Source organism: Emticicia sp. (assembly GCF_043780375.1).
GTDB lineage: Bacteria > Bacteroidota > Bacteroidia > Cytophagales > Spirosomataceae > Emticicia.
Window position 1 is genome coordinate 1 of record NZ_JAYWCU010000135.1, and the last position, 14,354, is coordinate 14,354.

Sequence of the window (14,354 nt, forward strand, 5' to 3'; positions counted from 1 at the left end):
TTCTTTAGTTTAGGTTTTAGCGTTGTCAATCAAAATGGTAATGCAAAAGGTATTGGCAGCATCGGAAGATTTAGTTGGGGTGGTTATTTCAACACCAATTATTGGGCAGACCCAAAAGAAAAAATTATTATGATTTTGATGAAACAAACCCAAGCTGCACCAGATGGTGGCTCAGAAGGAATATTCACAAGACTCATTTATCAATCAATTGATGATTAAGAATTTACATTCATCTACACAAGTACCCAATTGGTCGTTAATATATTTATACGACTAAACTATCTATAAATTTATATATCTAAGGATAGTACTTCTAAAATTTACTTTTTATGAAAAAACTATTCCTTCAAATAACCATATTTTTTGCTGTATCAATCAATATTTTTGCTCAAACGGTTGAAATTTCGGGAAGCATTTACGATTCAAAAAGCAATGCTCCTGTATCGGGTGCCAGTATATTATTGATTAATACCAGAGATAGTACCCAAGGTAAGGGGGGGTTGGCAAATGCCGAAGGGCTTTTTATATTACAGAATGTGCAAGCGGGCTCTTATCGTTTGCGTATTACCTCAATTGGTTATGCAAATCTTGAAACTAGAGTTTCTGTGGGCAACACAGCCAAAAACTTAGGCATTTTGAAACTTTCTGAAAATACCAGTCAATTAGGTGAAGTAATTGTTCGTGAAAAACAAATAAGAGTTGAGCAAAAAGGCGATACGATTCAATATAATGCCGATGCATTTAAAACTAATCCCGATGCTACTGCCGAAGATTTAGTCAAGAAATTGCCTGGTGTAACCATCGAAAATGGAGTAGTGAAAGCACAAGGCGAAGAAGTAAAAAAAGTAACGGTTGATGGACAAGAATTCTTTGGTGATGATGCCGCCTTGGCACTCAAAAACCTACCTGCCGAAGTGATTGATAAAGTACAAGTTTTCGACCGCTTGAGCGAGCAATCACAGTTTACAGGTTTTGATGATGGAAACGCAGTCAAAACCATCAATATTACTACTCGTCAAAACAAAAACAATGGTCAATTTGGTAAATTGTACGCAGGCTATGGCGAAAATGAACGTTATCAGTCTGGGGTAAGCGTCAATTTTTTTAAGAAAGACCAACGACTAACCCTTATTGGTTTGTCGAATAATATCAACCAACAGAATTTCTCAAATCAAGATATTTTAGGTGTACTGGGCTCTTCAGGTGGTGGTGGCGGCGGTGGACAAGCAGGAGGCAATCGAGGCGGTGGGGCTCCTCAAGGTGGTGGCGGTGGTGGCCCGAGAGGTGGTGGCGGTGGACAAGGTGGCGGTGGCGATGCCAGTAGTTTTATGGTTGGGCAACAACCTGGAATTGCCAAAACTACATCTATTGGTCTGAATTATAGCGATAATTTAGGCAAAAAAGTAAAATTGAATAGTAGTTATTTTTTCAATGGGGCAAATAATGGCAATTCTGGAATTACACAACGTGAATATCTTGGCACTCAGCCACAGACCTATAATGACACGAGTGCTACCAGAAACAAAAACCTTAATCACCGTGCTAATATTAGACTCGAATACACAATTGATAAAAATAACTCCCTAATTTTTACTCCCCGCATCAGTTGGCAAGGCAATAACGCTATATCTTCGCTTTCAAGTCAAACCAATTTGAGAGGCCAAATATTGAATACCAATCGCTCCAATAATAATTCCGAAAACAATGGTTTTAATTTCTCTGGAGAATTACTTTTTAGGCACCGATTTACAAAAAATGGTCGTACGCTTTCAATCAATTTAGGCGAAAACATTAACGACCGCACAGGTATTAATTCACAATATTCGAAAAGTCATTATTTTTCTCCACGAGATACGGTACAAATTGTTAATCAACAAACTAATTCAATTACCAATAGTAATAGGGTTTCGGCAGGTATCACTTATACCGAACCAGTTGGCAAAACAGGACAGGTGCAGCTGGAACACAATATTTCGTATAATATGAGCAGTTCGGATAAAAAAGTGAATGCTTTTGACGAAAAAATACAGACCTATTCGATTCTTAAACCTTCTCTTAGTAGCGTTTTTAATAATGATTATTTGACCAATCGCACAGGACTAAGCTATCGAATTCGTGATAAGCAGTCATTTTTTACTCTGGGGGTTTCATACCAAAATGCACTATTGGCAAGCGAACAAACTTACCCTACTGCACAAAATGTCAAATATTCGTTTAATAGCATTTTGCCAAATGCGATGTTTAATTATCGTTTTGAAAACAAGGCAAATCTTCGAGTTTTTTACCGAACCAATACCAATGCTCCATCGGTCAATCAATTGCAAGGCGTTATCAATAATAGTAATCCAACGCAACTTTCAACTGGAAATCCTGATTTGAAACAAGATTACAGCCATTCACTTTCAATGCGTTATGGTGTTACGAATGCAAAAACCGCTCAAAACATCAACCTTTTTGTCAATTTCGCTTATTCAAACAATGCCATTGTACAATCTACTTTTATTGCCGACAAAGATTATAAATTAGCCGACGGAATCACACTTTTTAAAGGCTCACAACTCACAAAACCTATCAATCTTAATGGCATGATGAATATTCGTACTTTCATTAGTTATGGACTTCCTGTATCGAAATTAAAGTCAAATCTTAATTTTAATGCTGGGGTGAGTTATAATAAAAACCCTAATCTGATAAACGATATCAGTAGTTTTACGAATAATTATGGCATAAATGGTGGCATGGTTATGAGTAGTAATATGAGCGAAAAATTGGATTTTACGCTATCCTACTCTCCTACTTACAACATTGTAAGAAATACCGCCCAAGCAACATTAAACAGTAACTTTATATTTCAAACTACCTCAATTAAAATCAATTGGTTATTTGGCAAAGGATTTTTATTCCAATCGGAAGCAGTCAATCAGGCTTATTCTGGTTTGGGAACCGGCTATAATCAAAATTTTACACTTTGGAATGCAGGTTTTGGCTATAAATTCCTGAAAAAACAAGCAGGTGAATTACGTTTCAATGTATTTGATTTATTGAATCAAAACAATAGCATCAGCCGAAACATCAATACCGCCTACATAGAAGATGCCCGCAACCAAGTTTTGGGGCGTTATTATATGGTTACTTTTACTTATAGTTTACGAAATTTTAGATTGTAAAACTTTTAGTCTTAACTTTGAGCTACGATAATATAAAAAAATTAGCTTAGCTACAATTTAGAAAAATGAAAGAAAAACTACGTGTTTGTGCTGTTTTCGATATTGGAAAAACCAACAAAAAATTACTCATTTTTGACCAAAATTATCGAATAATTAAGGAAGAACAAACACAGTTTGAAGAAACCTTAGACGATGATGGTTTCCCGTGCGATGATTTGATTCGACTGAGTAATTGGTTGAAAACCAGCTTTGAAAGCATTTTACAAAATACTGATTCGTATGAAGTAGTTGGACTAAATATTTCGGCTTACGGGGCAAGTTTTGTTCACCTCAATTCGGATCGAAAACCAATAACTCCGCTTTATAATTATCTAAAAGATTTTTCAAAAAAACTATATAAGCAGTTTATAGAAAGTCATGGCAACGATGTTTTTACGACAACGGCATCTCCCGAATTAGGGATGTTGAACTCAGGGCTGCAAATATTTTGGTTAAAAAACGAAAAGCCAGAAGTCTTTCATCAGATACGTTATTCACTGCATTTGCCTCAATATTGTAGTTTTCTGTTTACTCACCAGCCTGTTTCGGAGATAACGAGCGTAGGCTGTCATACTACCCTGTGGGATTTTCAGAAAAACGATTACCATGCATGGGTCGAAGCCGAGCATTTGCATTCGGTGCAACAGAAACCACTCCCGTCTAATACTATTGACTCTTCCAATAAGCTAATGGCCGTGGGAATTGGTATGCACGACAGTTCGGCTGCCTTAGTGCCTTACCTAAAATCGTTCGACGAAAAATTTATTTTGCTTTCAACTGGTACTTGGGCAATTAGTATAAATCCATTCAATGATGAACCATTGACACAAGTCGAATTGCAAAAAGATTGCTTATGTTTCCTTAATTATGAAGGAAAACCAGTAAAAGCCTCTCGCCTTTTTGCAGGAAACGAACACGAAAGACAAATCAAGCACTTAGCAGAATATTACGAAAAAGAGATTAATTATTACAAAAAAGTAAAATTCGACCCCGATTTGGTTCGGTTGCTTCGCATTAAATTTAAACAAGCCACACCCGATACTGCCGATGTGGGTTTATTGAAAGATTGCCCATTTGTAGAGCGTAATATCAATTTGTTTAAAACCTACGAAGAGGCATATCACCAATTTATGCTCGATTTGGTTGCTCAACAAGTAGCATCATTAAGTTTGGTAATGGGACGCACCAACCCAAAAAAGATTTTTGTGGATGGTGGTTTCTCTAAAAACGAAATCTATATGAGTTTGCTCGCCGAAACCTATTTTAATAAGCAAGTTTTTGCCTCCGAAATCGCCCAAGCCTCGGCATTAGGAGCAGCTTTGGTGATTCACGAGCATTGGAATAACAATCCTATTCCTGAGCAATTGATACAATTGAAGAGATATTTTTAAATTTCAAATTTTCGTTATTTCATTCAAATATTTTCAATGCTTATTCTACAAATAGCTTATTGTCAAATCCTTACATGACATTTTATTTCTAAATTTTTATATTTATAGTTGCTTAGATATAAACCAAAACTGTTAGCCGCAATTTAAGGGAGTCACATAAACAACAAAAAAGACTGGGTCAATATGCCCAGCCTTAATCCTATTGAATCCACACAACTTTTATGAAAATCTATACTAATTCTTATGTTCTCTGCTACAAATTTAGAACAATCCTTTAAATGAAACATTAAGATTAAATTAAAAAGCAATTAAAACGACTGGCTTATACATACAAAAAAAAGGACTGGAGTAAATAACTCCAGCCTTTCCCGCTACTAAATCCACACAACTTTTATTTTAATGCTTTTTTTCTATAATATATGACGTTAAAATTATACAAAAGGTTGCACAATTTTTTTTATAATTCATTTTTGATTCAAATGTAAAAAAAATATATGTTGCTACAAATATTTTATAAAAATACTTTTTTAATAATAGAGCAAATATATAAAAAATTCGAGGAAAAAGCAAGAAAATTTACAATTTTATATAACCTAATTTGTTAATATTTCTTTTTTTTATTGAAAATCCAACGATAGGTATCTTTAAATATAGCAGACTGAAGCTCGGCTCCGACACTAAAATATAAACCATCATAGTTTTTGTCAACGTGCTGTTGCACAAACGCATATCGGTATCCTCCACTTACTGCTAAACCCACCCAACGTGTGGCTTTCCATCCAACATATAAACCTGCTTGTACCGGTATAAAATAATCGTCTCGTTTCCAAACTTGTATTTCGTCAAGCAAACTTACTCCTTGATTTTTTGTAGCACCAATACCCACCTCAATAGGTATGCTTATACGCCAACGTTTAGTATTTACAAAATTTTTCCAAAACATAAAGCTAAAAAAATATAAGTCGGTTTTGGTATAATAATCAAGGTTGACTCGTTTGGCAGAGTTTTTTCTTAAATCAAGTAAACGTAAATATGAGTTAAAACTTAGCCAATAATATCCAACAGTAATTTGGTGTCTTTTTTTTCCTACTGCGATACCTGTATTTACTCCCCAAATATTTACTCGCTTATGTGCTACAAAAGAGTTTCGAGCATCCCAATTAATAACCAAACTTACTCCTGTTCGTAGGCTATCAGTATCCCTAACTATAACACTATCAGCTACTTGTGCAGCTATTTTTGAAGAAAAAGGCATCAAAAATAGACATAAAGTAACAATTTTTAGTTTTTGAAAAATTGTTGGTAGATATAATTTTATCACTGGATCTAATAAAATTAATAAACGTTTTATTATAAAATATATTTTATAAGTACATCTTTGCTCGAAAAAAGCTACTTCTAACTGTTACTTTAATTGCCTCACAAAGCAGTAGTTAGTCTGTAACTTTAATTAAAAAAATCCAAAAACAAATAAGCAATTCAAAGTGTCAATCCAATAGTATTTCAGACTTTCGGGTTGAGTATTTGTAAAAAACAAAGGCTCAAAGTTCCTAATACAAATATTTTTTGTGGTGATAGTTTTGCTTAAAAAGCGTTTTTTGATAAAAAGAATAGTGTAATAAAGATTTTTATATAGGTTACAAAAACTACTTTTTTAGAAATAATGACTCAAAAAACTATTTTTGCATTTCAAATACAAATGTATTTTTAACTGCAATCACTTCGGCAATTTTTGCAAAAACAATTTTTGGAATATCAATTTTATGATCAACTAATTTTACATCAAAATTTGATACTAATGTTAAACTTGTTCCTTTAACGGTGAGTTTGCCCAAAATAGTTCGGTCTTGTTTTACGCCATGAATAGTAAAAATTCCTTTAGCAGTTATATTATAAACTCCATTTTTTGTAAAATCAATTTGTTCTTGAATTTTACCTGTGAAAGTACCTATTGGATATTTACTTGACTCCATATAATTTTCGTTGAAATGTTCTTGCATCAATTTGTTTGGAAACTGAAATTGATTCATTTGCATTTTTACTGCCACATCACCAGCTTCAACCTTAATGGCTGCTGTAACTTGCTTATTTAAAGCGGCTATGTTTTCAAGAGGAGCTTCAGAATAAAAACCAGTTTCACCTGCTTTTGCTATAAAAAGTTGCGAAAAACTCGAAAATGAAATGAAAATAAGTGAAATGCCCAATAATTTTTTCATGAATAATATTTGTTTAGTTTTGTTACGTTTTCTTTTTTTCCTCTTTGCCGCCACCGTTTTGCTTTAGAATTTTAGCCTTCATATCTTCATAGATTTTCAATTGAGCTTCGTTCAGTATTTTAGCCAATTCTTTGTCTTTTCTTGCTTCCAAAGCAGCCATTTTTGCTTTCGCATTATCGATTTGTTCTGGCGTGGGACGAGTATTACCAAAATCTTTTTTAATCAATTCAAACAAATCTTTGCGTTGGTAAGCGTAGTCTTCGTTGAGCGATGAAATAACAATTTCTTGCTCATCGGTCAATTTTAGTTTTTTTACCATCACTTTTGTTTCTTCTTTGGCTACTTCATCGGGGTCGGGTGGTGGTTTTGGTTTATTATTTCCAATATCTTGCCCACCAAATTGGTTGCCATAGCCACCACCATACCCACCTCTTCCGTAGCCACCGCCTCCATATCCACCGCCGTAGCCGCCACCATATTGAGCATATGATGCTGAAATTGTTAATGCCAAACAGCATAAAAACAAAAATGAGATTCTGATGCAGAATGACGTCCGTATATATTGATTCTGTTTCATAGTGTTAATCTTGAATTAGGTTTTGTGAGATAAATCTTAATAAAACGTTTCAAAATTAACACTTTGTATTGATTTTACTTGAAATATTTGAAAATTTGATTAAAAAACCATTTAATGTGTCAGCCAAAGACTGACGACTATTTTTTAAGAATTCTCTTCGATTTCTTATCAAGATTAAACATTCTTGAAATATTAAAACCATAGAAAATATCGCCTTTTTGCCACTGACCAGTCGTACCGCCAATAAATTGTTTGTCAATCATGCCTCTTGAATTAGTTAGATGCAACTGAAAAACGTGTCCACCTGTTTCAATATCAAACCCGATAGAAAGATTATTGGTATATTGTGAATCACGACTTACGCCAGCTATTTTCTTTGGTACATAAAAATATTCTGCATTCAACGACAATCGCTTGTTTAGCTTTATGCGTCCACCCATGCCAAGTGCATAAAGTGTATTAGGGTCAATGCTTGATTCTACCTTGTTTCTATGCAAAATTGTTGGCATAAGTTGCAAAGAAAGATTATCACTAAATTTGCGTGCAATAAGCAATTGTCCTACATAACTTTGACGTTGTGTATTGTTAAAAAATCGCATTGAAGGCGATGTGTCTGAAGTATTAGAAGAAGCTGTACCAAAAACTGTAACAGAAACTGGCATCGAATTGCCTGTTTTTTGTCTTAATAGTCTATATTTTGCATAATAATCATACTCTTTTAGATAAGAACTACGTCCTACGCCAATTGTTAGATTATCGGTTATACCAAATTCAAAACTTATTCTGACACGAGATTCATCTAAACCGAAAACATTTTTATAACCTGAATTTAGCGTTCCAAATCGGTGCATTATCAAAAAATCCATGTGCTTTCTTTTCACAGTTTCAACCGAATGACCGTTGATAATACGAGTACCTTTGAAAGTAGCCGGCACGGTTTGTGGTTTGGGTGGAGCTGCTTTATCGAGCACACCAAGTAGGTCATCGTCTTGTGCGAAAATGAAAAATGGCGTCAAAAGGAATATAAAGGTGAGTTTTTTCATGTTTTTGCTTAATTTTTGTTCACTATAAAGTTACGGTTAAAATATTACCACTCACACTCGTTTGATAAGCTTTGATACCAAACATGCCATTGGCGTTTAAACCTTTACCAGTGTTGTCGTATCTCGCTCCATGAACCGTACACACAAACTCGCTTGTTTGGTAGATTATCGCTTTATTGCCCTCGTGGCTACATATTAAGGTTACAGCTACGTATGTGCCTAAATTAGTTTTTGCAATAACAACATCGTTTTTTACAATATAGCCTCCATTTTTAGCTAAAGCCGCATTAGCTGCTGCACTCAAATCAATAGTTAGGGTATTGGTATTACTTGTAATAGGTGTGGCAACTTCATTTTCGCAAGAAGAGAGCGTTGCACCACAATAAACAGCCAATAAAGCCGAACCGCCTAAACCCATTTTACGGAGGAATTGATGTCGAGATATTTTTTCGTTCTGCATTTTTTAAAGAAATTATGAATGATAATTTAATTGTTTTGTGTTTCAATATTAACTTACGTAGAATTGTGTTATTAAGTTGCGAAACGATAAAATAAAGTTTTTAGAAACCAAAAAAAGTTGCCTGATATTTAAAAATCAGAGCAACTTAAATTTTATAACAACTTTATAATTAGCAGATTAGCTATTTACTCAATCTATAAAAGCTATTTATTTTCAAACCAAAAATAAAGTCTTCTTTTCGATAAGATACTCGTGTGATTTGAGTGCTAAGATAAGGGCTGAACTGTACTGAAAAATATTTCCAACGTTTTTCTATTCCTGTCGAAATCATCCAATTGTTGAAAGGCGTAACTGGAACCTTTTCTTTAAGCCCTTCAAGTTTGTCATTCCTAATCAAATCGTTGTGTGAGTAGGAAGTAAATTGTTTCAGATGAAAATCTAAGTCTGTACCTGTCGAAAACAAAATAGTATAATTGTTTCGGAGTGATAGACGATAATTGAGATAAATCGGCACTCTAAACAAAACTTGATGTGCTTCAATATTTTCGATTGGGTTGGTAAGTGGAATATTTAGCGGATATTCTTTTCTAAAATCTTTAGCTGTTTTTCGTTTAAAATCATCTTCGTCACCAAAGCGTTCGTAGCCCAAAAATGCCATATTTACACCTGAAGTTATACTCCAATGTTTGGCAAAAAGTATATCAGTTAGTACACTTATACCTACTTGTCCGAAATCGGCATTTGCACCAAAACCAATACGATATTTCAGATTTGGTGCTACAATACCTGAGAACTTAAATAAGTCGTGTTTTTTTGTTTTTGCAAAATAACTCGGCAAGTGTAATTTTCTGATTGATAAATCGAAAGTGAATTTTGAATCGACTAAATTGAATATTTTTCTTTTTAAATCACTGATAGTCAATGCTTTATTATTGTTTTCTTGAAAACTTTTATCCGACAAATTGCCAACTTGTCCTACAATACCAGAAAATTTACTTTCAACCGAAGGATTGGATTTTATAAGATTCGAAAGGTTCGACATCTCTTTTAAATCGCTTGTTCCTGAAAGTTTCAAAGTATTTAATTGACTGGAAATTATTGACTCTTTAGCTATATCTTCGATAGATTTTGCATTATTCGACAAGTTTCCAACTTGTTGCTCATCAGTAGGCAATACTACTATTTTTATCGCATTTGGTAGGCTGACTTTAGGTTGCTTGTTAGCTGTTGCTACATCGTTTGGTTTTGCGGCATTAGTTAGATTTGAAACTTCTTGAACACTCTTTTTCTTTGTTTTCAATGAGTTTAAACTAATACTACCCTCAACGAAAGGTGCTGATACAACAGGAGCGGTTACGACTTCCGAAAGTTGAGTTATCGAATGATTAGCTGAGTTAATTTCTTCAATAACTGGAATTTCTTTCGCAATATGCTTAATAACATAAACTGTGTCAGTTTTTTCGATAGAAATGCTCTTTGGAATATTATCAACAGCTACGGCTACTTGTTTCTGCTCCAATTTGGTATTCAAATTTGATATTTTATTTAGTAAAATTTTATTTTCATTCGCCTGATAAATAGTGGTTATTAATAAAGACACGATGATAACTGTACCTATAGAATAGGCAAAAATATGACCAAATCGTTGCCAAAAACTCAACGGAATGTGCCGATTGACAAACCCTTGAATTCGGTCAATTTCATCATCTCTAAACGGTGGATTGAAGCCCTCGACTTTACGCCTGAATGCTTCATCAAAATTATCAGTTTTCATTTATTTTATTTTTTCGAATTGTGTAAATATCAAAAAGATTGGGATAATGTATGCGTATCATTTCTTGTAATTTTATTCGGGCATCTTGCAAATTAGACTTAGATGTACCTTCTTGAATACCCAATCGCTCGGCAATTTCTCGGTGCTTATAGCCTTCTACCACATAAAGCATAAAAACCATGCGGTAAGTAGGAGAAAGTTTTTGAACAAGCCCCATGATTTCTTCGACCGAAAGTCGGCTAATTATATCGTCATCAAAATCAGTAACTTCTATGTCATCTACTGCAATCTGAAGGTGATATTTTTTGTTGCTTCTGTAATAGTCAATGGCAGTATTGACCATAATTGTACGCAACCACGCCTTAAAAGGCTGTGAAGTATCATATTTTGACAGATTAGTGAAAACTTTCAAAAAACCATCATTGATTATTTCTTCAACCTCCTGTTTATTGCTTGAATAGCGTAAACATATACTTTTAGAATAACTCAAAAACAGCTTAATAAGCGTTCGTTGGGCTTGATTATTGTGGTCAATACAAGCCGCTATTACACTTTCAAGGTTATTTTCTGAAAATGTTTTTTTCTTTAAAAACAAGATTTTGTATGTTTGGTTTTGGGTATTTAATAATAGACTTGTTACGATGGAAAATTATACGTTTTCACTTGTTTAAATCATAGAAATCTGTCCAATTGCTCTTCGTTTAAATTTTCGTCCGTAGCTTCACTACGAACTCAAATTTAAGCCTCAATCAAGCAAAAAACAACTTGATTTTATAAATCGAAACGCCCATTGCAACAAGTCTAGTAAATTACGGAAGGTATTTGAAAAGGGTGGGGTAAGGATGTATAATTAAGAATAATTAGAGTTATTAACTAAACCAAAAATAATTTTCAAACAGCTAATTTGCTGATTATAAACTATTTATTAGAAGCAATCATTTTCTTCCGATGCCAAATTGGTCGCCTTTTGTAACCGCTTTGCTTCCTTCAAAATGAATTTCAACTACTTTTTCGCTGTGTACAGGATTACCATTTTCGTCTTTTAAAGTGGTAAAAATTTTCTTTGTTTTCAAATCAATAATTTCTCCTGTCGACGGGAAAGCGTATTTTCCATCCAAACTAAATGTTATCCAACCTGGCTGGTCTCTAACAACTACGCTTCCCATTTGTAGGGGTGGCATTTTTGTTGCATCAAAATAATGAAAACGTTGATTGAAAGCATCAGCTACCCAAAGTTCTTTCTCGTTGGGTGTTAGTCCAATTCCATGACTTGGACAACCATGTCTTTTGACAACCCCTTTTTCGTAGCCATTTATTTTGACAGTATATAGTTTTTTACCAGTTTTCAAATCTCCAACCTCAAAACCTAATAAATCATTGATATTAGCAAAGCAAAATTTTTGATTGTGTGTAATGGTAAAAGGTCTGATGCTCGCCGAAAATGGACCAACAGTGCGTGTTTCTTTAGGGTTTTTAGCATTTACCACGGTCAGAAAAGGAGATTTTAGTCCTTCTAAGTAAACTTCTTTGCCATCGGGCCCAAAAATAGTATTGTGAGCTCCTGATTTAGGAACTACTTGGTCGATAACTTCACCATTCGCAGCATTGATGATATTCCAATTATCTTTTTCAAACGAAGGCTGATAAATAGTTAGTCCGTCGGGCGAAATAGCCATTCTGTCGCAGCCACCTTCATAAGTTTTCTCCCATTTCAATTTTTCGGTTTGAAGGTCAATACATTGTAAAGTATGAACAGTGCTTATGTAAACCGACTGCGTGGCAAGGCTTACACAGATACCCTTTACATTTGAAGGCGTTCCATCGGGAGCTAATCCTGTTGTTGAAATTCTTTTAACCAAACTAAAATTATTGTCAATATCATAAATCAATAAGCCATGCCCGCCATATTCCAAATAATTTCTTATGCCTGGCACAGCCACGTAGAGATAGCGATGTTTTTCTATTTTTAAAGGATTTGGAAGAATCGATAATAGGAAAGCCATCATTGACAATCCTACGGTTTTCAGTAGTAATATAGAAATTTTTAGCATAATGGTTTTGTATATTTTAGGTTGAATAATTAGACTCTTACTTGAAAACTGATTTTATTTTTTTCAGAAATAAAAACTTCACCCCACCCTTTTTTAAAATAGAGCGTAATGGTCAATGAAAACAAATTTATAAAACAAATATACAAAACATGGGACGTATTAGCAGGTTAATTATTTTAATGACAATTGTAGGGCTGTTTTTTTCAGCTGGAGTGATGGGGCAAGATTCGACAAAATCTTCGATGAAAACCGTTTTTGGTGGAAAAGGTGCGAAGTATAAAATTAATTATTTGGGTATTTATTTTGCTCCTGAATTTCACTATGGACAACTAAATAGTAGTTTTATACCAATGAGTGGAGCTTCGTTTATGCTTCAAATAAACAAAAAATGGGGTTTTGGAATGACTGGTTTTGGTGGTAGTGGTAGTAGAACTGATACTACAAAAAATGGCGGTCATTTTGGTGGATTAAAGTTGGAATATACCCCTAAACCCGATGCTCGTATTCACGTGAGTTTCCCTTTGATGGCTGGCATGGGTCAAACAGGTGGTAGAGGTTTTGGTGAAGGTATGGGCAGTAGAAAAGGGGGCAATCATGGTGGATCCGACCGAGATAATTTTGATAGAATTGACAACGATGGTATCGAGCATAGTGATTATGCGGTTATTCAATCAGGCATTGCTTTAGAAGCAAACGTGTTTCGATATGCTAAAGTTTTTGCGGGAGCAAATTACCGTTTTGCTTTCAATTCGAATGGTTATAGTAGTGAGTTGCAAGGTTTTTCGACAAATGCAGGCTTGAAAATTGGCATCTTTGATTACACTTTAGGAAAGAAAACTGTTAAGAAAACAAGAAAACAGAAGCATTCAAAAGAGTAGTTTTTTGTAAAATATGTATCTTTGGTTAAACTTCCTGAGTGATTCTCAGGAAGTTTTTTTATGTGAAAAATCAATTAGCATCTTTTCCAAGATTATCATTTTCTAATCAAAAAAGTCGATTTGAATTTTATGAAATACTGAGTGAACATAAATATCCTGACAAAAAAGCCCCTTCAACATTACCTATACCGAAGCCATCGCCAGCTAAATAAATATTTTGGTTTTGGAGTTGATAAAATGGTTCTTTGTAACGCTTAATGGCATTGCTATATCGCCAACGATGCACTTGCGATGAAACGATATTTTCGGGTGTAATCCATTGACTGACAGACGATAACATTTCTTTTGAAACTTCCTGCAAATCGTCTTCTAAGTGTTTTTTGCTAAATTCTGCCGAAGCATGAAGCGTTACAGTAGGAATTGCGGAAATACCTTTTTGAAAATTATCCGCAATCCAAGTCACAGGTTGATTTTCTAAAATAATTCCGCCAGTCGAAATCTGGGTTGGTTGCTTCAAAACTGCCATTACTGCTATGCAAGGGTCGTATTCGATGTTTTCAAAAACACTTTTGTCTTTTTTAGAAAAATCTATTTTAGAGTTTCTAAAAAGCTCAATTACCTGTGGAATAGGAATCGTAATTATCAGATTATCGAATGAAAAGCTATTTCCAGATTCGGTTTTAACTTCGTTTTCTGAAATCAAAATTGCCTTTTCGTTCAAGCAAATTGTAAGTTTTTCAGCCATTTTTTTAGGAATC

The 14,354-nt window shown here is 34.3% G+C and carries 12 protein-coding genes and 1 pseudogene; 4 read left to right on the forward strand and 9 right to left on the reverse strand.

Annotation, left to right across the window (positions count from 1 at the left end; translation table 11 throughout):
- From ACH2CJ_RS10830 to ACH2CJ_RS10840, 3 genes and pseudogenes are all read left to right on the forward strand, one after another.
- Positions 1-219, forward strand: a pseudogene (locus ACH2CJ_RS10830) (serine hydrolase); the annotation flags it as partial.
- A gap of 110 nt (positions 220-329) precedes the next feature.
- On the forward strand, positions 330-3,167 hold the full coding sequence (locus ACH2CJ_RS10835; RefSeq protein ID WP_394992819.1) for an outer membrane beta-barrel protein: 2,838 nt from the start codon (positions 330-332) through the stop codon (positions 3,165-3,167).
- 65 nt (positions 3,168-3,232) lie between these two features.
- The gene (locus tag ACH2CJ_RS10840) at positions 3,233-4,597 is read left to right on the forward strand and encodes an FGGY-family carbohydrate kinase (RefSeq protein ID WP_394992820.1); all 1,365 of its coding nucleotides are present in this window, start codon (positions 3,233-3,235) and stop codon (positions 4,595-4,597) included.
- A 601-nt stretch (positions 4,598-5,198) separates the two neighbouring features.
- On the opposite strand, the gene ACH2CJ_RS10845 is transcribed toward ACH2CJ_RS10840, so the two are convergent.
- The 8 genes from ACH2CJ_RS10845 to ACH2CJ_RS10880 all read right to left on the reverse strand — a co-directional run bounded on the left by ACH2CJ_RS10845 (position 5,199) and on the right by ACH2CJ_RS10880 (position 12,718).
- Positions 5,199-5,918 carry a hypothetical protein gene (locus ACH2CJ_RS10845; RefSeq protein ID WP_394992821.1) on the reverse strand — a complete coding sequence of 240 codons (720 nt, stop codon included), beginning with the start codon at positions 5,916-5,918 and terminating at the stop codon, positions 5,199-5,201.
- A gap of 355 nt (positions 5,919-6,273) precedes the next feature.
- Complete coding sequence (locus ACH2CJ_RS10850; RefSeq protein ID WP_394992822.1) at positions 6,274-6,813, reverse strand: YceI family protein; 540 nt, start codon at positions 6,811-6,813, stop codon at positions 6,274-6,276.
- 22 nt (positions 6,814-6,835) lie between these two features.
- On the reverse strand, positions 6,836-7,390 hold the full coding sequence (locus tag ACH2CJ_RS10855; protein ID WP_394992823.1) for a hypothetical protein: 555 nt from the start codon (positions 7,388-7,390) through the stop codon (positions 6,836-6,838).
- Between the two features lie 137 nt (positions 7,391-7,527).
- Positions 7,528-8,433: a DUF5777 family beta-barrel protein gene (locus ACH2CJ_RS10860; protein ID WP_394992824.1), complete on the reverse strand. Its 906-nt coding sequence runs from the start codon at positions 8,431-8,433 to the stop codon at positions 7,528-7,530.
- A gap of 22 nt (positions 8,434-8,455) precedes the next feature.
- Positions 8,456-8,893: a Rieske 2Fe-2S domain-containing protein gene (locus tag ACH2CJ_RS10865; protein WP_394992825.1), complete on the reverse strand. Its 438-nt coding sequence runs from the start codon at positions 8,891-8,893 to the stop codon at positions 8,456-8,458.
- A 181-nt stretch (positions 8,894-9,074) separates the two neighbouring features.
- Complete coding sequence (locus tag ACH2CJ_RS10870) at positions 9,075-10,667, reverse strand: hypothetical protein (protein ID WP_394992826.1); 1,593 nt, start codon at positions 10,665-10,667, stop codon at positions 9,075-9,077.
- The gene (locus ACH2CJ_RS10875; protein ID WP_394992827.1) at positions 10,657-11,262 is read right to left on the reverse strand and encodes an RNA polymerase sigma factor; all 606 of its coding nucleotides are present in this window, start codon (positions 11,260-11,262) and stop codon (positions 10,657-10,659) included. Before ACH2CJ_RS10875 ends, ACH2CJ_RS10870 begins: the two co-directional genes overlap by 11 nt.
- A 340-nt stretch (positions 11,263-11,602) precedes the next feature.
- The gene (locus tag ACH2CJ_RS10880) at positions 11,603-12,718 is read right to left on the reverse strand and encodes a YncE family protein (RefSeq protein WP_394992828.1); all 1,116 of its coding nucleotides are present in this window, start codon (positions 12,716-12,718) and stop codon (positions 11,603-11,605) included.
- A gap of 149 nt (positions 12,719-12,867) precedes the next feature.
- On the opposite strand from ACH2CJ_RS10880, the gene ACH2CJ_RS10885 reads away from it, so the two are divergent.
- The gene (locus ACH2CJ_RS10885) at positions 12,868-13,596 is read left to right on the forward strand and encodes a hypothetical protein (RefSeq protein ID WP_394992829.1); all 729 of its coding nucleotides are present in this window, start codon (positions 12,868-12,870) and stop codon (positions 13,594-13,596) included.
- Positions 13,597-13,723: 127 nt separating this feature from the next.
- On the opposite strand, the gene ACH2CJ_RS10890 is transcribed toward ACH2CJ_RS10885, so the two are convergent.
- Positions 13,724-14,354: FAD-dependent oxidoreductase (locus tag ACH2CJ_RS10890; RefSeq protein WP_394992830.1), on the reverse strand; the 631-nt coding region annotated here is incomplete at its 5' end.